Genomic DNA, 17,679 nt, shown 5'->3' with positions numbered 1-17,679 from the left:
GTCCTGCGCCGCGGCGTTGGCGTACCCGCCTGCGCTCAGCATGACGATGTCGCGGGTGGCGTTGTCCGACGAGCGCCTGACCTGGTACAGCGGGCCGCCGTAGGACCCGTACAGGGCGCGGGTGGTGCTGTGGGCCGCGACGCAGGGTGTGTTGCCCGCGGCGTAGATGTCGCAGGGCCCCTGCGTCGCAGCGTGCGAAACTCCGGGGCCGGCGACCAGGCCGGCGAAGGTGAGCGCCACCGTCGCAAGGAGACCAGTACCCCGCGCAGTCGGCGACGAACAAGAAGGGCAGGCACCATGAACTCCCTTGTCCAGACGGGCGGGTCATCAAGCCGTGCCCGACCGGATGCCTTGACCAAGCCGACTGTGGGCGCTCACAAGCAGGGCCTGACCGCTTCGCCCCTACCTGCGGCTGCTCGCGTCGAGGCCCGCCTCGCGGCGAGAACGGTCGGCCTCGTCGACATAGCCGACCACGCCCGATCAGAACGGCGCACAATCAAACACGGAAACAGGGAACTATCTCAGAAGTGCACCGTCAAGAGTCTCGACAGCCTCCGGTCGGACGCTGCGTTGCGACGCATGATTGGCCCGATACATCCCATGTCTATGTCGTGCAGCTTGCGTCGCACCCCTTGACCCTCTCGTTTGACCAGGGCATGCTCTCCAACGTCTTGACCGTCCCGACAAGCAGGACATCGGACCGGACGCCGAAGGGCATCTGACCAGCCCCTCTCCGCATCCATCCCATGTATCGAGTGTCATCTCGCCGCCATCATCACCTGGCATCACCAAGAAGCAGTGCAGCGTGGCAGACAGAAACAAACGCAAGGCAACATGATGGCAGGTCAGCCATGTGCGGCGTCCACGAGGACCCATCGCCGCCGCACCCGACTGTCCTTGAGCACGCCTCAAACATCCGGAGGGCCCACACGTCTGGACTGCTGCCTGCCGCGGTGGCGGTGAGCCTCGCCTCCGCTGTTTGCGCTCGGCGCGGCCGCGCGCACGAACACGTCCGACCCTGCTCGGAATCCGCCCACAGAGAAGGGACCTCTGATGAGAAAGCCATGGACGACGGCCCTCGTCGCGCTCGTCGCCGCCACACTCGGTGGGCTGACCACGGGCGTGATGCCGGCCTCCGCCGCGCCGGACACGCCCTTACGGGTGATGCCACTGGGCGACTCGATCACCTGGGGCCTGGGTAGCAGTACGGGCAACGGCTACCGGGGTCCGCTGTGGAGTGAGCTGGCGGCGGACGGGCACCCGTTGGACTTCGTCGGCACGGTGCGCAACGGTTCGATGTCCGACCCCGACAACGAGGGGCACTCCGGATACCGCATCGACCAGATCGCTCCCCTGGTCGACGCCTCGTTGGTCCGGTACCGCCCCAACATCGTGACGCTGGAGATCGGCACCAACGACCTCAACGAGAACTACCAACTCGCCACCGCCAGTGCGCGATTGAAGTCACTGATCGACCAGATCACCAATGACGTCCCGGATGCCACCGTGCTGGTGGCCTCACTGATCGTGTCCACCAGCTCCAGCGAGGAGCCGTACCGCGCGGCGTACAACCAGGCCATCCCGGACATCGTGAGCAGCGAGCAGGCGGCAGGCAAGCACGTCGGCTATGTGGACATGAGCACGCTTACCGTGGGAGACCTAGCCGACGCCCTGCATCCCAACGACGCCGGGTACCAGAAGATGGCGGACGCCTTCCACCGGGGCATCCAGGCCGCGGACAGCGCCGGGTGGCTGCGGAGTCCGGCTCCCGCTCCCGCCCCCGTCCGCTCCGGCGTCAGCGGGAAGTGCCTCGACGTCAACGGCGCCAACACCGCTGACGGGACGTCGGTCCAAATCTGGAGCTGCGGCAACAGCGCCAACCAGCTCTGGTCCGCGTACACCGACGGCACCCTGCGCTCCATGGGCAAGTGCCTGGACGCCGCGGGCCAGGGGACGGTCAACGGCACCAAGGTGCAGCTCTGGGGCTGCAACGGCGGCCCCAACCAGGTCTGGCAGCCCTACAACGGCGGCTACCGGAACCCGGCCTCCGGACGCTGCCTCGACGATCCGGGCTACTCCGCCACCGACGGCACCCAGGTCCAGCTGTGGGACTGCAACGCCGGCCCCAACCAGCAGTGGACCGCGCTGACCGCCGGATGATCCGAACGCCCTGGGCGCGGGGCCGGACCGGCCCCGCGCCCACCCGAAGTGCCCTCCAGGGCAAGGGCGATGGACTTCCTGTCCACGCCTGCCGCGCGCCACCGCTGCTCGTAACGCCGCCCGGAGACCGTGGTCGGCAAGGCGTGATGCACGGTCCGACCGGGGATGTAGAGCAGCTTCTGCCTGTGACCGACCAGCAGGGCGATCCACAGTGCGGCTCCACCCGTGTTCAGGTCGACCACCCCTGTCACCGGAGACCCGTCGGCCAACTCCGTTACGTCACCGAGAAGTTCGATCAGTTCGTCCTCGCTGTTCGGTACCCGGCGGGAGAGCAGCGTCTGCCCGTCGCCGCCGATCACCGTGCAGTGGTGCTCGCCCTTGCCGGCGTCCGCCCCGGCCCAAAGTTCGGGCACCAAGTCCTCCAAGGTCACGCCATTGTTCCGGCCCGGCAGACGACCTCGCCGACGTGTCCACACGGGCGATCCGGTGTCGCGCATCCCGATGAGCGGTCCGAGTCTTCGCGGGGCACCGGGCGGCCAATCTCCTTGAGCCACGAATGCGGCTAAACCATGACAGTCACATCGAGCACCCTGGGCATCCCGATCCTGCGAATGATCCGAACCAACCCACGAAGAAAGGTATGGAGTCCATGAAGACCTATGAAAGCCGCTTCCGGCGCTTCACTCCGGTCGGCCTGATCGTCGCGATGCTGCTCGGCCTGCTCGGGCTACAGGCGGCGACCGGGACCGCGGCGCACGCCACGACCAGCCAGTTCCACGGCGTGAACTGGGCCGACCCCAACGACAACTTCGTCACCGGCGACATCACACCGGTCGGCCTGTCGAACACGGACAGCTACTCGGCGACGTACGCGAAGGCCGTCCCCATCCTCAAGGGCTTCCAGGCACTGGGAGCCAACACCGTCCGCATGGCCTTCAACCGGGCGACCGTCAGCGACAGCTGGTGGAACAGCTACACCGCCGCCTTCGACGCGGCCACCGCGCTGGGCATGAACGTCGTGCTCACCCCGTGGCTGCAGAGCGGTGTGATCGGCGACACCACATCGTTCTACGCGATGTGGGACACCGTGATCAACAAGTACGCGGGCAACAGCCGGGTGTACTTCGGCATCATGAACGAGCCGTGGGGCTACAGCAACACCGATGAGGACAACATCGCGGAGGCCTGGGTGGCGCACTACTCCCAGGTGCCCCGTGGACGGATCATCGTGCCCGGTTCCTGGGAGGGGAACCTGTGCGTCGTCGGCGCCGACTCCCGCCTCGACGGCACCCTGCTCTCGCTTCACGACTACACCCTCGGCGGCGAGACCCACCCCACCGAGGCCGACTGGATCACCAGCTTCGAGAACAACGTCTGCGGATACGACAGCCGCGCCGTGCTCACCGAGTTCGGCGTGCCGATGAACACCGGCGTCAACTACGACGGCCCGCGCGACGGCGTCAACGACGTGTCCTTCCTCTACGCGCTCACCGACACCGTGCGCAAGCAGGGCATGGGCGCGATCCTCTGGGCCGGCGTGAAGTCCGCCGACCAGACCCAGGGCCCCGGCCCGTGCGAGAACGCCTCCTGCGCGATCACCTCCCTCCAGGGCACCGCGCCGAACTACACGCTCAGCATCAACAACCAGTCCGGCCTCGACCGGCTCCAGTACGCCTGGGGCATCGGCGGCACGGGTGCCACCACCGGCCCCGTCCACGCCGCCGGCGCCGGCAAGTGCCTGGACGTGCCCGGCGCATCCCAGACCAACGGCACCGCAACGCAGATCTGGGACTGCAACGGCAACGGAAACCAGACCTGGACCCACACCACCGGCAACCAGCTCACGGTCTATGGCGGCGCGAAGTGTCTGGACGCCACCAACAACCAGACGACTCCCGGCACCCCGGTGGAGATCTGGGCCTGCAACGGCGGCGCCAACCAGCAGTGGACCCTCAACACCAACGGCACCATCACCGGCGCGCAGTCAGGCCTCTGCCTCGACGTCACCGGGGGCTCCACCGCCGACGGCGCCAAGCTCGAACTGTGGACCTGCACCGGACAGAGCAACCAGCAGTGGACGCTCGGCTGACGCCACTGCACCCGCTCGCGCAGGCCCTGCACGGCCGTGGCCCCTCCGGGTCGCCGCTGGCGCAGGGCTGCGGGTGGTGGCCTCCGCGCCGCTGCGCGGCGGCCACCTGCCCCACATCGTCGGCCAGGAACTCGCCGACCTCGTCCGACCCGGCCTGACCCCGGCACAGGCGTGCGTTCTGACGGTCGCGTCGTGCCCAGGAGTGACGGACGTCCTGGTGGCCGCCTCCGGTGCGTCAGACTGGAAGGAGGCGGCCGACGCGGTCGCCCAACCACCTCTGACCGCGGCCAAGTTGCGGGAGATATCCGGTGTACTCGCCTCCCCCTGACCCGGACACCGAACGCAGCATGCGCGCCCACCACGACCATGCCGCCCAGGCCCTGAACGCGCGGACCGAGCCGGGCACCGAGTTCTGGGGGTGGGCCGGGCGCCCCGGCCCGCACCGCCGACGGCCGGCCGACGTGGCTGCGCCTGGTGTCCGCGCCGCAGGACAAGGCCTCGGGGAAGCTGTGGGACGGCGCCGTGGACGCCCAGCACGCCTTCGGTGACCTCGACGGGCACCGGCCCGCCCTCCTGGCCGTCCATGACGCCGTCGACGACGGCACCGCCTACCGGGCCGAGCTGTCGGTTCGCGTGGACGAGCCGGTCCTGTCCGACGCCCCGATCCTCCAGAGCGAACTCCCGTTGCCGGATTCCTGGTGGACCGACCTCGCCGGGACACTGGCGAAGGTGGCAGCCGCCGCCACCGACCGCGTCGCGGTACGCCAGCAGTACATGGACCGGGCGATCCCCGAGTTCGTGGGCATCCCAGCCCCGGCCGTCACCGCCTGGACCGCCTCTCACGGCGACGTGCACTGGGCGAACCTCACCGCCTCGCCGCTTCGGATCCTGGACTGGGAGAGCTGGGGGCATGGCACCGGAGGGCTTCGACGCCGCGGCCCTCTACGCCTACACACTGCTCCAGCCCGACACCGCCACCCGCGTCCGCATGGCCTTCCCCGTCCTGGGCAGCCGGGCCGGCCTCGCCGCAGAAGCGACGGTGTGCGCCCAACTGCTCCAGACAGTGAGCCGCGGGGACAACCTCACTCTCGAAAGACGGCTGCGGAACTGGTCCGAAGAACTCCGCTGCCGCTGATCTACGGAACTCCCACACTTCCTCCAGGGCAGGGCATTGGTTTCGGAGATCACGAACAGGAGTGTGATCTTCTTAGCTGTAAGGGCGGCGGCGCGCGGGGTGATCGGAGGTGGGTTCACCCGCGCGGCGAACTGGGACCCCATCGAAAGGCAGCCTCGTACATCTCCGGCGGGGGAGGGGTACGTCAGCTTCGTTCGGTTCTGCCCAAGCCGGCGCTCCGCACGAGACCAGTTCGGGCCGGATGAAGAAGATGAAGAAGTCGGGAGCGGGGATGACAATCGGGGACCGCATGGGGGCTTGTGCGGGAGCAGGGTCATTCGCGGGGGACTGCCCAGACGGCGGCGACGATGATGGAGCCGGGCAGGAGAAGCGAGGCTTCGCCGAGTGTGTAGACCAGCCAGGCCGGCAGAGCGGCCCAGTGGGTGTAGGGGATGCCGACGGCGATACCGCTTGCGACGGCGAGGACGCCACCCACATAGAGAGTCGTCCAGGATGCTATGTGCACGCGCCGGTTGAGCAGGACTTCGTCGCGCCACTGAGTTGCTGTCTGTCCGGTGGGCAGTGTGGAAGGAGCTGTGGGCAGAGGCTTGCGCCAGAAGTAGAAGACCGCGGCGCAGGCGAGGACGCCGCTGCCCCAAACCAGTGCGTCGGCCCATCCGGCGGCATTGTGGTGCAGGATGGAGTTGGTGAATCCGCTTGCGGACACGGTGACCATGAGCGTGGAGAACTGGGCTGCGAACTGGATGAGTCCGCGGAAGAAGCCGACCGTGCCGTGGGTGTTGCGGCCGTAGGCGGGCAGCAGCCAGGCGAGGGCCACGATCACCACGACGGCATCTCCGGCGAGGATCGCGCCGGAGAACAGCTGCTCTGTGATGCCTCGGGTGCACACCAGTTCGCCGGAGGTGAGTGCGTAGAGGTAGGACGCGGTGGCCAGGCCCACGAAGCAGGGCAGCATGAGTCTCAAGGCGCGGGAGGCGTGGCCGTCCCCCTGGGTGGGGTTTCGCTCGCCTATGACGACGACGATGCCGGCGAAGACGAAGCCGGCCATGATGCCGCAGAAGGCGCTCATGGCACTGGCGGAGGCGATGGAGCTCCAGTCGATTCCGCCGGCTCCGCTGCTGCAGGTGTCGGGCTTGAACGCGGCAAGCCTTTCAAGAGAATTCATGGCCGCCGATGCTGACAGCGTGTCATTGATCCCGGGCGGGGGTTGACGGGATCGTGTCCTGCTTGTTGGCGCACTCGGGGCGCATGGCCTCAGCGCGCAGACAGGCGGCCTCGCGCCTGCGCTGAGGGGCCGCCGGTTGCGCACTCGGTCCGATCGTCCTTGCGTCCGGCTGTTGTCGCAGTGCCTCACGAGTGCCGCAAGAGCCACCGAGGCGCGCCTGTGCCGGTCTTGCCGGTTTGGCTCGCTGGATGTCAGGCATGGGGGGCGATGCGCGCCCAGACGATCTTTCCGCCGGAATGGGTTCGGGCGTAACCCCACTGGCTGGTCAGGGCATCCACGATGACCAGTCCCCGTCCTGCCGAGAGTAATAGTCAAGACCTGTGGATCGGTGAAGTTATCGGCTGATGCTCCGGCGCCATCGGATCTCGCCTTCGTGCCATTCGTCGGTCGGTGTGAGCTCGGCGGCAGTGGCGACGGCAGCGGATGCGCGATGCTCGGGGTGGATGTGGGCGATTACGGTGTGCACCGGCAGCCGGTTGAGCCAGTCGACGAGTCCTTGGGCTGCTTCGGCGGCGATGCCTCTTCCCTGCCACGGGGTCCCCACCACCCAGGCGATCTCGGCGATGGGGCCGGGGCCGGAGGGGCTGACCGTCGCCTGGACTGTGCCCGTCAGGCAGGATTCGGCGCGGAGCCGGATCACCCAGTTCAGCCAGGACACGGCCGGATCGGGAGAGCCTGCCGTCATGCGCTGGTAGCGCGAGCGCAGGGCTTGCGGGGTGTCCCGGCGTCGCGGCCGCCTCTCAGAGTCGCGGCCGCGACGATGAGGAAAGTCCCGCCTGAGTTGGCTTACCGACCGCATGGTTGAGCCCTGTCGCGAAGACGGCCCGCGAGGCCGCGTTCGAAGCGGGCTCCGGCGCGGACGAGGGCGACGAGGTGGGGTGCGTTCACGGCCCGCCACCGCTGCTGGGCGGACTCGACGAGTTCGAAGACCACGGCCAGGGCGGCGGTGCGGGAGCCGGCGCCACGGGTGACCTTGGTTTGCAGCCGGACGGTGGAGAAGGTCGACTCAATGGGGTTCGTACCAGGTATGAAAGTCGTGGGTGCCGCTGTCCGTGTCCTGGTGACCAGGCTTCGGCCCGGTTGTACGGTGCGACCGTCAGGACAAGGGGTGCCCGGGGAATCAGCATGGGCAGGCCGATCTTGAACGATGGGCTGCGAGCCCGCCTTGGTAGATGGCCGCCCCTGCGACTTGCCTGGCTGCGTCGTGAGCGCGATTCCGTAGGTGTCGTTTCGCCCGGCTGACCCCCGCATCAGGTTCATGTCGGCACAGGGAGGCGGACGGTGGGGCGGTTCATCGGTTTGGACATCCACCGTGACTTCGCGCAGGTCGCGGCGGTCGAGGACGGGCTGGTCACGGACTGGGGCCGAGTGGATTGCCGGCCGCAGGCGCTGCGGGAGTTCGCCGCCGGGCTGCGTCCGGAGGACCAGGTGGCGCTGGAGGCCACCGGTAACGCGAGCGCGGTGGCGGTGCTGTTGGAGCCGCACGTGGCCCGGGTGGTGATTTCCAATCCGGTCAAGACCCGGGCGATCGCCGAGGCGAAGGTCAAGACCGACAAGGTCGACGCCCGCATCCTGGCCCAGCTGCCGGCCGCTGACTTCCTGCCGGGCACCTGGCTGCCGGACGAGCGGATCAGGATGCTGCGGCGCCTGTCGGCGCACCGGGCGCAGCTGGTGCGCGGCCGGATCCGGGTGAAGAACCAAGTGCAGGCAGTGCTGCACTGCAACATGCTGCCGCGGCCGCCGGTGACCGATCTCTTCGGCACCCGCGGCCGGGCCTGGCTGGAGCATCAGACGCTGCCGGCCGACGAGCGGCAGACCGTGCAAGCCCTGTTGCGCCGGCTCGGCTTCTACGGTGGCGAACTCGCCGAGGTGGAACGGCGGCTGGCCGCCGAGGCGCTGGACGACCCGGCCGTGCGGCACCTGATGACCATCCCCGGGGTGGATGCGATGACCGCGGTCACCGTGCTGGCCGCGGTCGGGGACTTCCACCGCTTCGACAGCGCGGACAAGCTCGTGTCCTACCTCGGCCTGAACCCGCGGGTGCGCCAGTCCGGCGGGACACCCGCCCACCACGGCCGGATCACGAAGGCCGGCTGTGGCAAGGCCCGTGGGATGCTGGTGCAGGCCGCGTTCGCCGCGCCGCGCTCCCCGGGCCCGCTGTGGGCCCTGCACCAGCGGATCGCGGCCCGGCGCGGGATGCAGATCGCGATCGTCGCGGTCGCCCGGAAGATCACGGTCATCGCCTGGCACCTGGTCACCAAGGAGCAGGACTACGCCTTCGCCCGCCCGAGCCTGGTCGCCTTCAAACGCCGCAAGCTCGAGCTGACCGCCGGCGCCGAACGCCGGATCGCCCGCCGCGGGGCGGGCTACGACTACAACAACAAGCAACTGCGCCGCCACGAACGCGAGATCGCCGAACAGGCCGAACGCGCCTGCGCTCTGCTGACCGCCCAATGGCAGCCCACACGCCCGAGCGGCAGACCCCGCATGCCCGCCATCCCCGGCACCGGCCCATGACCTGCCCTCCTTGACGATTACATACGTGGTGCGCAAGTGGATCCAGTCCTCGGCCGGGAAGTCGTAGAACGCCAGCAGCTGCTCCTGGTCGTCGGTGATCTTCTTGACCGCCTTGGGAAACTTCACCCCGTAGAGCTGGGCGAATGTCTTGATCGCCACCTCGGCGTGGTCGCGGCCCTCCGCGTTGTAGACGTCCTGGATCGCCTTCTTCGCGCCCGGCTGCGCGGACTTCGGCATGGAGTCGAGGACGTCGGCCGTTTTGTGAACCCAGCACCTCTGCTCGCGGGTTTCGGGGAACACCTCCGCCAGGGCCTTCCAGAAGCCCAGGGCGCCGTCGCCGACCGCGAGGACCGGGGCGCGCATGCCCCGGCGGGCGCAGTCCCGCAGCAGGTCAGCCCATGACTCGCCGGATTCTCGGTAGCCGTCCTTGAGGGCGACGAGCTCCTTGGAGCCGTCGGCGCGGACCCCGATGAGCACCAGGACGCACGCCTTGGCCTCCTCCAGACGGACGTTGAGGTGGATGCCGTCGTCGCACACGTAGGCGTAGTCGACCTCCGACAGGTCGCGGTCTATGAAGGCGGCGTGGTCGGACTGCCACTGCGTCGTCAGCCGGGTAACCGTCGCCGCCGACAGCCCGGCGGAGGAGCCGAGGAACTGCTCCAGGGCGGGCACGAAGTCGCCGGAGGACAGGCCGTGCAAGTAGAGCAGGGGCAGCACCTCGCCGATCTTCGACGACTTGCGGCACCACGGCGGCAGGATCGCGGACGAGAACCGCTTGCGCTCTCCGGTCTGTTCGTCGACGCGCTTGTCGTTCACCCGCGGGGCCTTCACCTCGACCACGCCGGCAGCGGTGGTGACCTGCCGGGGTTGGTGACAGCCGTTGCGGACCACCAGGCGGCGCCCCCTGGCGTCGCGCTCAGCAGTCAACTCGCCTATGTAGGCATTGACGTCGGCCTCCAGTGCGGCGGCCAGCATCCGCCGTGCGCCTTCCCGAACAACCTCATCCAACAGCGAACTGCCGCTTGGCGTGGTGCCGTCCTCGTTGACCACCGTAAGCACGGGCGTGCGAAGCCGGGCAGGCCTCCGCCGATTCAGAGGAGGGCTACGAGCGGCGCAACGTGACGCGGTACGACAGCGAAGATGCCGCTCGGGCTGCTGCCTTGGAGCACGCCCGGTGCGAGGCTCGCGGATGCTTCGCCCGGGGACGCGGTACGGGGCTCGCCCGGCTGTCGGAGCAGGTCCTCAAGGATCTGGATGATCCGAACTGGCTAGCGCGACATGACCTGCCAGCCAAGGACTGAGATCTCAACGCTGTTTGGAACCGCGGCTTCGAAGACGAGCACCCGGACCTCGGCAGACTTCGACATCACCGCTGCCCCCCCAGATCCACAGGTATTGACTATTCCTCTCCCCGATGGCGAGAACGCATCTGGCCCGGAGGCTGATCGCTACTCCCGACGCGATCGGATGAACCCGTGAGGCGTGTGAAACTGGCGACCTCGCGTAATCGAGAGTCGCGCATTCCTTGGCCGGTGAGGGTTCGTGGTCACCGTGAGTGGCCGTGGGGAGCGTAGTGACAGGTTCCTCCGGTTTCTGCGACGGGGCGGGCGTTCAGGCCACTGGGCGGATCCGGCCACCGGTTGCCTGTCGCAATGCGGCTTCCAGCCGGTCGCGGGCCTCGGTCTGGGCGGCGATCCGTTCGTTGAGGACCGCCAGCCGTTCCAACGCGACTCGCAGGCCCTGCTCCGAGGGCGGTGCGGCGGACACATCGCCGTCTAGGCATGGCAGGCACACCCGCACGTCGTCCAGGGTGAGCCCGGAGGCCAGCAGGTAGCGGATATTGCGGACCCGCACCACCGCCCGCTCGTCGTAGATGCGGTAGCCGTTGGGGGCCCGCTGCGAGGAGATCAGTCCGGCCTGCTCGTAGTGCCGCAGCGCACGGGCGGTTGTCCCGGTCGCCCTGGCTAGCTCACCGATCCGCACCCATTCCACCTCCCGGGCCACTCCTATCACGCCACGACCGCTCCGCCGTCGACCGGGAGTACCACTCCGGTGACGAACGAAGCGGCCGGTGCGGCAAGCTGGGTGACTGCCCAGGCCACCTCCTCGGGGCGGCCGATCCGGGCCAGTGGGGTGTGCGCCAGCTGCCACTCCCGCACCGCTGCCATTCGCTCCGGCGTCAGGCCCTGGTGCTCGCCGATGGGGGTGTCGATCGCGCCGGGGGCGACCGCCACCACCCGGATCCCGCGGGGTGCCAGCTCGACCGCCCAGCTGCGGGTCAGCAGCTCCAGAGCGGTCTTGGTAGCCGCATAGACCGAGCTGCCGGGCCAGGCCCGCTGCCCCACCGACGTACTGACATTGACGATCACCCCGCCCGACTTCTCCAGGAGTGGTAGCGCGACCTGGGCCAGCAGGATGGGGGCGACGAGGTTGGTGGCAAGCTGAGCTGTGATCATCCCCGGCGTCAGCGTGCCGAGGGCGCCGCTGCGCACGACGCCTGCGTTGTTGACCAGCACGTCCAGCCGGCCGTGTGTCTCCAGAACGGCCCGGATGATCCGATCCGGCTCGCCCTCGGCGGTGATGTCGGCGACCAGCGGCGTGATCCGGTCGTGCCTGGCCCCGGTCTCCTTGAGGGGCTCGGCCCGCCGCCCGATCGCGACCACGTGGGCGCCCTCAGCGGCGAAGGCGCGGGCGGTGGCCCGGCCGATCCCGGTGCCGGCTCCGGTGACGGCGACGATCCTGCTGCTCTGTGGTGCGTGCTGTTCATGCCGGTCATCGTGCAACCCTGCCCCCAGCGGCAAGGTCAAGCAGCGCCTGAGGGGGATCGAACTGGCGCGAGCCGTTGGTGCTGGGCGAGCGGGGCGGGATTGCTTGTGGAGTGGTGCGGGACGACGACCTTCGGCATGTGTTTGGACCGTATCGCCCACCGCAGAAAGGCGTGGGTGAGGCGCCGGGCGGTGTAGCCGCCGGCGTACCAGGCATCGACATCGGCCTGCGTGCAGTTGGCGGGGGATCGTCCACGATCGGCGTGGTGATCGAGGAAGGCGGTCGCGAGGCGGATCTGGTCGCGGGCCTGCTGGACCTGCTTGCCGGTGAGCGGGCCGCGGCCGGCCAGGGTGTTCGGGCGGCGCTGGACGTGCCAGGCGGTGAAAAGCTCCAGCAACTGCCGGTGCCCGGCATCGTCGATGGCGGGCAGCTTCTCCGCGAGCCATCGCTGGAACAGCAGCAGCTGCCGGTCGGCCGGTGGCAGGATCCCGGCCTCGATGAACAGATCACGCAGGTAGGCCACTGAACGCCAGGGGGTGAGCCGGCTCAGGCCCTCGTGGGTGAGCGGGACTTCGCCGCGAGCCAGGGCCCGCAGGTTCCGCTGGACGTGCGGCTTGCTGGCCCAGGTCAGGGCGCCCTTCGGGCGGCGCATCTGCCGCGGGGCGTCCAAGAACGGGAGGAATTCGGGCCGGATGCTGCCGGTGCCGTCGTCGAGGAGTTCGCCGACTTGCTCGGCCAGGACGCATCGGCCGCAGACTCCGCGCCGGTAGCGCCGTGCTTCCTGGCCGCACCGTTCACAGGTGAAGTCGCCGAGGCCGCCGGCGCAGTCGGTGCAGAGCTTGCCGCCGTCCGGCGTGAGGCCGGGCGTCAGCCGCTCGGTGTCGCAGCCGGTGCAGGTCCCATAGGTTTCCAGCGCGTGGTCGTAGCACCTTGTGCAGAGGTAGCCCTCGGGCCAGTGGGCCGCCCCGAGGCGGACGGCTCGCCTGCACCGCGTGCAGAACAGGTCCTCGGTGCGGACGCGGGTGCGGCTCATCCTTCGGGCCGGATGCGGGTGCGCTTGGGACGGACCGTCGACAGGTCGAAGACCGCGTCGCCGGTGGCGACCTTGCGGACGGTGGCGTTCTCCGCCTTGGTGGCGATCAGGTCGGCCGGCGTGCACTCGAAGATGTCGCAGAGCGCGGCCAGGACCGGCAGCGACAGCCGCTCGGGGGTGCCGGTGACCAGGCGATGGACCTGGGAGAGGGAGAGGTTGATGCCGCGTTCGGCGAGCGGAGGGGCGAGCTCGCTGGTGGTGAACATCCCGGCGGCGGCCATCCGCTCGCGCAGTCGCCACTGGTAGCTGACCTGGCGTTTCATCGGACGCTCCTCGCGGGCTTGAGCGCGGCCTCGATCGTGGCGTCCAGGGCCCGCCGCAGGGTGCGGGTGCGGAAGTCGGAGGACACGCAGGTGTAGATGGAGGTGGTGGAGGCGTGGTCGTGGCCGGCCTGCTGCTGGACGAACAACGCATCCCCCCGTCCTCGATCAGGTGCGTGACGTAGGACCTCCGCAGCGAGTGGAAGTCCAGGACCGCATCCAGGCCGAGGTCGTCGCGGTAGGCGGCGAAGCGGGAGTCCAGCCGTCGCAGGCCGACGCGCCGGCCGCGTTCGGACGGCCATAGGGCGGTCCCGTCCGCGTGCCGCATGGCGGGCCTGACCTCGCTGACCCACTGGTCGAGGATCTCGGCCGCCAGTCGAAGACGGTCAGCACGCTGCGGCGTTTGGGGGGTGAGCCCTTCTTGGCCTTGCCGTGGCGGACGTAGCAGACGCCATACTCGCCGAACTCGGGTCCCTCGGGGTTCCGGCCGAAGTCGGCGGTGTCCAGCATCCGCGTCTCGTTGCGTCGTAGCCCGTAGGCATACGCGGTCTTGAATAGCATCGCGTCGCGGAAGGCTGGTAGCCAGCCCTGGCGGCCTCTGCCTCGGACCCGGCTCACCTCGTCGTCGGCGTGGTCGAAGAACGCCTGCAACTCGTCCCGGGTGAAGGCTCGTTTCGGGGCCTCGGCCTCGCATTCCTGCATGTGCACGGCGGTGTTCCACTCGTGGCATACCTGGATCGGATGGGTGCCGAATCGCCGCTCGCACTCGCCGGCCCAGCCGTATGCCGGGTCGGTGGCGTAGTCGCAGAACAGCCGCACCGCCTCCTGGTAGCCACGCAGTGTCGAGCGGACGCAGCCACAGACGGCCCGCAGGTCGCCGAACCACTCGTCCGCCAGTGGCGAGGACCAGTTCCATGGGAAGGCGTCCGCGTGCGCGGCGAACGCCCGTACCTTCCGCTCGCGGCCGTTGATGGTCGACAGCGCGAGGTTCCGCGCCAGCTGCTGGTTGCGCCAGCCGTCCAGCATGGCCTCGAAGACCTGCTCCTCCGGACGCAGGAGCGGCACCCCATCGGCCAGGTGCAGTCGCACGGCACCGGGGGCCGTTCCATCCGTGCTCGCCAAATCCGTCACGCTCCGGAGATCGCATTCGGTGCGAGAATCTCGCATCAGACGCGAAGCCCGGAGAGGAACAGCAGGTCAACCATCCGATCGAGTGAAGTGGAACGACGCGACCCCGGCCCTTCGGCTACCGTCTTCGCAGGCACATGGCGGGGCCTCTAGCCGCTGATCAGCGGCTTCCCGACGCCCGCCCGGCCAACGCGGCGCAACAATCCTCCAGTTCGCGTCAGATGCGATTTCCGCCGGTTTGGTGGCGGCGTCCCCAGTGGGACCAGTCGAGCCGGTGGGTCGTGCCGTGGACGGGCCGGACGACGAGCGCGATGAACAGGCGCTGGATCTCGTTGCAGGTGAGGGGTATCAGTCCGTCGGGCTTCGGGTAGCGGGCGTGTTCGTCGGCGCGGACGACGGTGAGGAAGGCGTGGGCGAGCATTGCGAGGGTGACCCAGCGGTGCCAGGACGTCCAACGTCTGACTTGGCGTTCGTCCAGTCCGGCCAGGCCCTTGCCGGACTGGAAGGTCTCCTCGACGGTCCATCTGCGTCCGGCGACGCGCACCAAGGTGGACAGCGGCGCTGGGGTGGCTGAGTAGCAGCGGTAGAAGGCGAGTTCACCAGTGCGTCGGCTGCGACGGACGAGTAACTGGTGGTGGCCAGGCCGGTCGTCGGCTAGGTCGGCCAGGGCCCAATCGTAAAGGCGGTGCCCCTTGGCTCCGGCGCCGGCGGAGAGTTTCTGCCAGGCTCTGCGCGGCAGCTTCTTTATCAGGGCGTCGGCGCGGAACGTGCCCGCGTGGGTGGTGATCTGGTGGTCACGGGCGACGGCGAGTACCTAGCCGACCTGCCGTTTCTCCAGGGCGGTGCGCATGTGCGGGTTGGCTCCGTAGACCTCGTCGCCGGCCACCCAGGATGTGCGGACGCCGGCATCCAGCGCGCGGATGATCATACGGACTGCGAGGGCGGGTTTCGTGGCGAAGGCGAGGCTGTCGGGTATCCCGGCGCCCTGGCAACGGGCCGTGTCCTCGGTCCACGAACGCGGAACATGCAGTTCCCGGTCTATCGCCGCGTGCCCGAGCGGAGTCGAGTAGGCAAGGTAGACGGCGACCTGGGAGTTCTCGATGCGCCCGGCAGTGCCGGTGTACTGGCGCCGCACCCCCACCGTGCCCATGCCCTTCTTCAGGTCGCCGGTCTCATCCACGACCAGCACCGCATCGTCGTGGTGCAGGTGCTCGACGACGAAGCCGCGGAGGTCATCGCGTACCGCGTCGGCATCCCACTTCGCCCTCGACAGCAGGTGTTGCAGACCGTACGGGTTGGCGTCGCCGGCCTGCTCGGCGAGTGTCCAGCAGTTTTTGCGCGGCAGGTCCGACAAGAGTCCGAGCACGAACGCCCGTGCCCGGCGCCGAGGTTCTACCCGGCTGAACCGTCCCGCGATACGGCCCATCAGGACCTCGAACGCCTTCTGCCAGCGGGCAGGATCTATGCTGTGACCTGCGGCCACCGTCTGATCTTCTGTCTTCACACACCGATGATCACCGGTGGCCGCACCCGTTCCCGGACCGGCCCCGAGCACCAAGATCAGGATCTGGGCCCGAGCATCAACTCTGGAGTTGAATCGGCTGATGGACGTGTCCTCCCGAGTGATCCGCATGCCCCTCAGCGAGATCGTCGAAGTACTGCAGGACCTGAACGAGTTCGTCGTTTCCCTCGACCGACTCGGATCCCGCCAGGCATCCGGAACCGCCGACGAATACACAGTCGGCAAATTCATCGCCGACTGGGATGTCGCTCGCCGATTGGCCCGCGCCCGAGGCATCATCAGCGTCGCGCTGGATGCACAACTGAGCGACGAAGACAACGCCGAGATCGACGCCCTGTGCGACCAGGGCCGCTTCTACGGCACGGCCAGCGCCAACAGCCCCTCCTGACCAGTCCAGCGGCAAGCGCATCGGACCAAACCAATCGAGGCGGGGATCAGACCGGCCCGGCACCTGGTACTCCACCAGCAAGATCGCGATCTACAGCTGGAATACTAACCACCCCAAGTCCCGCGGAAATCTTCGTTGATGCTGAGGCCCGTCATCTGGATAGTGCATCCGCCCGTGTCAGCGACAGCCTTCTCTGCCATCGGGTAGGCAGTGAAGGACAAGGTTTGAGTGGCTTTCAAGCCGTTCACGCCGATCCAGTAGGTCGAGCCGTTATCGGCGCCCGACCAGATCTTGTCCTGGAGCTTCCGACCTCGCAGCCGCCTCGTAGGCTGATGCGGCTGATGCGGGTCTTCTTTCCAGCCGTCCAGACCGGGGGGTGTGTTGTCACTTACGGGGAGGCCCCAAAGCCAGCCGGTATTCGCATGCTGGACGAAGAACACCCCGGTCCCGTCCGCGTTCAAGGGGGGATCCGTGATGGTGACGAACAGCATGAGGTTATCCAGAACCACCTTGTACTCGGGCGGGCCGATGATGTCCACGGCGAGTACGTATGTCGCGTTTGGGAACTGCTGGAGTTCTGCCGGGGTCGACGGGCGCAAGAGCACGCGCCCGATGTACAACAGTGGTGTATGGCACGTGGAGTCGATCTTTGTGGCGGTCGCGGCCATGGTTGTCACCTCTGGTTGATGAATTGCGTCGTGCGGGCCTGATCCGGTCCGGCGTGCTGCTGTGCGCTGCAAACGGGGCCGAAAGCCGGATCCCGTGAACGCGTAGATGAGCCTTCCTCGGTGCTTACACGAGGGCATAGCTCCACTTCCATGCAAGCACCGTCGCGGATGTGCTGCCAGTTGGATCTGTCCTGCCTCACACGCCCGCAACCCGAAGGCAGCGGCGGTGACGGGACGTCGGCGGCAGGGATTGCGCGACACCTGCCGTCCGTACGCTGTCACGGCGTAGCTGAGAGCCGACACCCCTGTTGGTCACCCTGGCAGGAACTGGTGTCACTGGCCCGTGCAGGAGCCGCTTGCGAGTGGGCTGGACGTGACGAGGAGGTCGGCGACGCCGTTGCTGCAGATGAACTCGGCGCCGATCGGGGCGTCAATGACGTCGGCCGACAGGAGGCCCCGGGCTGTACTGGGCGACGCCGACCGTCGTCGGACCCGGGTCGGCAGCGCGGGCGGTGGCGGCGGCAGAGTCAGGGCCTAGGTGTGCTGTCCCGGAACGTTGGTGACACGCGGGTTGGGTGCTTGAACGAGTGAGTGAGGTTCCCCCGAGATGCGGGGATGGGTGACAGGGGGTCAGATGGGTCTCACGAGAGGAGCCCAGACGATGCCTGCCCCGAGGAAGTACCCGCTGGAGTTGCGTGAGCGTGCGGTTCGGATGTACCGGACCGCCG

At 68.5% G+C, this 17,679-nt stretch carries 15 protein-coding genes and 5 pseudogenes; 6 read left to right on the top strand and 14 right to left on the bottom strand.

Annotation, left to right across the window (positions count from 1 at the left end; all coding sequences use genetic code 11):
• A pseudogene (locus JF597_RS29235) lies at positions 1-240 on the bottom strand (arabinofuranosidase catalytic domain-containing protein); the annotation flags it as partial.
• An 813-nt stretch (positions 241-1,053) separates the two neighbouring features.
• On the opposite strand from JF597_RS29235, the gene JF597_RS29230 reads away from it, so the two are divergent.
• Positions 1,054-2,160: a ricin-type beta-trefoil lectin domain protein gene (locus tag JF597_RS29230; protein ID WP_294002274.1), complete on the top strand. Its 1,107-nt coding sequence runs from the start codon at positions 1,054-1,056 to the stop codon at positions 2,158-2,160.
• Between the two features lie 140 nt (positions 2,161-2,300).
• Here the strand turns inward: JF597_RS29230 and JF597_RS29225 are convergent.
• Positions 2,301-2,576: pseudogene (locus JF597_RS29225) on the bottom strand (transposase); the annotation flags it as partial.
• Between the two features lie 233 nt (positions 2,577-2,809).
• Here JF597_RS29225 and JF597_RS29220 point away from each other — a divergent pair.
• From JF597_RS29220 to JF597_RS29210, 3 genes are all read left to right on the top strand, one after another.
• Positions 2,810-4,249: an RICIN domain-containing protein gene (locus tag JF597_RS29220; RefSeq protein WP_294002273.1), complete on the top strand. Its 1,440-nt coding sequence runs from the start codon at positions 2,810-2,812 to the stop codon at positions 4,247-4,249.
• 73 nt (positions 4,250-4,322) lie between these two features.
• Complete coding sequence (locus tag JF597_RS29215) at positions 4,323-4,577, top strand: hypothetical protein (protein ID WP_294002272.1); 255 nt, start codon at positions 4,323-4,325, stop codon at positions 4,575-4,577.
• A gap of 582 nt (positions 4,578-5,159) precedes the next feature.
• A complete protein-coding gene (locus tag JF597_RS29210; protein ID WP_294002271.1) occupies positions 5,160-5,384 on the top strand; it encodes a hypothetical protein in 225 nt (74 codons plus the stop codon).
• A gap of 313 nt (positions 5,385-5,697) precedes the next feature.
• Here JF597_RS29210 and JF597_RS29205 read toward each other — a convergent pair whose 3' ends face one another.
• From JF597_RS29205 to JF597_RS29195, 3 genes and pseudogenes are all read right to left on the bottom strand, one after another.
• Positions 5,698-6,549, bottom strand: coding sequence for a hypothetical protein (locus tag JF597_RS29205; RefSeq protein WP_294002270.1), 852 nt, complete (start codon positions 6,547-6,549; stop codon positions 5,698-5,700).
• Between the two features lie 394 nt (positions 6,550-6,943).
• Positions 6,944-7,408 carry a GNAT family N-acetyltransferase gene (locus JF597_RS29200; protein WP_294002268.1) on the bottom strand — a complete coding sequence of 155 codons (465 nt, stop codon included), beginning with the start codon at positions 7,406-7,408 and terminating at the stop codon, positions 6,944-6,946.
• Positions 7,396-7,629, bottom strand: a pseudogene (locus JF597_RS29195) (hypothetical protein); the annotation flags it as partial. The pseudogene JF597_RS29195 and the gene JF597_RS29200, both read right to left, overlap by 13 nt.
• Before the next feature lie 279 nt (positions 7,630-7,908).
• Here JF597_RS29195 and JF597_RS29190 point away from each other — a divergent pair.
• Positions 7,909-9,126, top strand: a complete 1,218-nt coding sequence (locus tag JF597_RS29190; RefSeq protein WP_294002329.1) for an IS110 family transposase — start codon at positions 7,909-7,911, stop codon at positions 9,124-9,126.
• A 24-nt stretch (positions 9,127-9,150) separates the two neighbouring features.
• Here JF597_RS29190 and JF597_RS29185 read toward each other — a convergent pair.
• The 8 genes and pseudogenes from JF597_RS29185 to JF597_RS29155 all read right to left on the bottom strand — a co-directional run.
• Positions 9,151-10,185: pseudogene (locus JF597_RS29185) on the bottom strand (IS256 family transposase); the annotation flags it as partial.
• Between the two features lie 552 nt (positions 10,186-10,737).
• Positions 10,738-11,109 carry a MerR family transcriptional regulator gene (locus JF597_RS29180; protein ID WP_294002328.1) on the bottom strand — a complete coding sequence of 124 codons (372 nt, stop codon included), beginning with the start codon at positions 11,107-11,109 and terminating at the stop codon, positions 10,738-10,740.
• 26 nt (positions 11,110-11,135) lie between these two features.
• Positions 11,136-11,909, bottom strand: coding sequence for an SDR family oxidoreductase (locus JF597_RS29175; RefSeq protein WP_294002267.1), 774 nt, complete (start codon positions 11,907-11,909; stop codon positions 11,136-11,138).
• Positions 11,910-11,929: 20 nt separating this feature from the next.
• On the bottom strand, positions 11,930-12,925 hold the full coding sequence (locus JF597_RS29170) for a hypothetical protein (protein WP_294002265.1): 996 nt from the start codon (positions 12,923-12,925) through the stop codon (positions 11,930-11,932).
• On the bottom strand, positions 12,922-13,248 hold the full coding sequence (locus JF597_RS29165) for a helix-turn-helix transcriptional regulator (RefSeq protein ID WP_294002263.1): 327 nt from the start codon (positions 13,246-13,248) through the stop codon (positions 12,922-12,924). The genes JF597_RS29170 and JF597_RS29165 overlap by 4 nt, the downstream gene beginning before the upstream one ends.
• Positions 13,245-13,394 (bottom strand): hypothetical protein, encoded by a 150-nt coding sequence (locus JF597_RS55695; protein WP_366916459.1) that lies wholly within the window; start codon positions 13,392-13,394, stop codon positions 13,245-13,247. The genes JF597_RS29165 and JF597_RS55695 overlap by 4 nt, the downstream gene beginning before the upstream one ends.
• A gap of 19 nt (positions 13,395-13,413) precedes the next feature.
• Positions 13,414-14,334, bottom strand: coding sequence for a site-specific integrase (locus tag JF597_RS29160; RefSeq protein ID WP_366916458.1), 921 nt, complete (start codon positions 14,332-14,334; stop codon positions 13,414-13,416).
• 256 nt (positions 14,335-14,590) lie between these two features.
• Positions 14,591-15,799: pseudogene (locus JF597_RS29155) on the bottom strand (IS701 family transposase).
• 178 nt (positions 15,800-15,977) lie between these two features.
• Here JF597_RS29155 and JF597_RS29150 point away from each other — a divergent pair.
• Positions 15,978-16,283, top strand: coding sequence for a hypothetical protein (locus JF597_RS29150; RefSeq protein ID WP_294002261.1), 306 nt, complete (start codon positions 15,978-15,980; stop codon positions 16,281-16,283).
• A 104-nt stretch (positions 16,284-16,387) separates the two neighbouring features.
• Here the strand turns inward: JF597_RS29150 and JF597_RS29145 are convergent, their stop codons facing one another.
• Entirely contained in the window at positions 16,388-16,951 is a 564-nt protein-coding gene (locus JF597_RS29145) for a hypothetical protein (RefSeq protein ID WP_294002260.1), read from the bottom strand.
• Between the last annotated feature and the right edge of the window lie 728 nt (positions 16,952-17,679).

Source organism: Streptomyces sp. (genome assembly GCF_019510245.1).
Taxonomy (GTDB): Bacteria; Actinomycetota; Actinomycetes; order Streptomycetales; family Streptomycetaceae; genus Streptomyces.
The sequence above is the reverse complement of the archived record's forward strand: the minus strand, read 5'-3'. Positions and strand labels throughout refer to the sequence as shown.

Bases quoted from the DNA above. Each gene is read 5' to 3' on its own strand.
- JF597_RS29230 (WP_294002274.1), top strand. From the start codon at position 1,054: ATGAGAAAGCCATGGACGACGGCCCTCGTCGCGCTCGTCGCCGCCACA.
- JF597_RS29220 (WP_294002273.1), top strand. From the start codon at position 2,810: ATGAAGACCTATGAAAGCCGCTTCCGGCGCTTCACTCCGGTCGGCCTG.
- JF597_RS29210 (WP_294002271.1), top strand. From the start codon at position 5,160: ATGGCACCGGAGGGCTTCGACGCCGCGGCCCTCTACGCCTACACACTG.
- JF597_RS29205 (WP_294002270.1), bottom strand. From the start codon at position 6,549: ATGAATTCTCTTGAAAGGCTTGCCGCGTTCAAGCCCGACACCTGCAGC.
- JF597_RS29200 (WP_294002268.1), bottom strand. From the start codon at position 7,408: ATGCGGTCGGTAAGCCAACTCAGGCGGGACTTTCCTCATCGTCGCGGC.
- JF597_RS29170 (WP_294002265.1), bottom strand. From the start codon at position 12,925: ATGAGCCGCACCCGCGTCCGCACCGAGGACCTGTTCTGCACGCGGTGC.
- JF597_RS29165 (WP_294002263.1), bottom strand. From the start codon at position 13,248: ATGAAACGCCAGGTCAGCTACCAGTGGCGACTGCGCGAGCGGATGGCC.
- JF597_RS29150 (WP_294002261.1), top strand. From the start codon at position 15,978: ATGGACGTGTCCTCCCGAGTGATCCGCATGCCCCTCAGCGAGATCGTC.
- JF597_RS29145 (WP_294002260.1), bottom strand. From the start codon at position 16,951: ATGGCCGCGACCGCCACAAAGATCGACTCCACGTGCCATACACCACTG.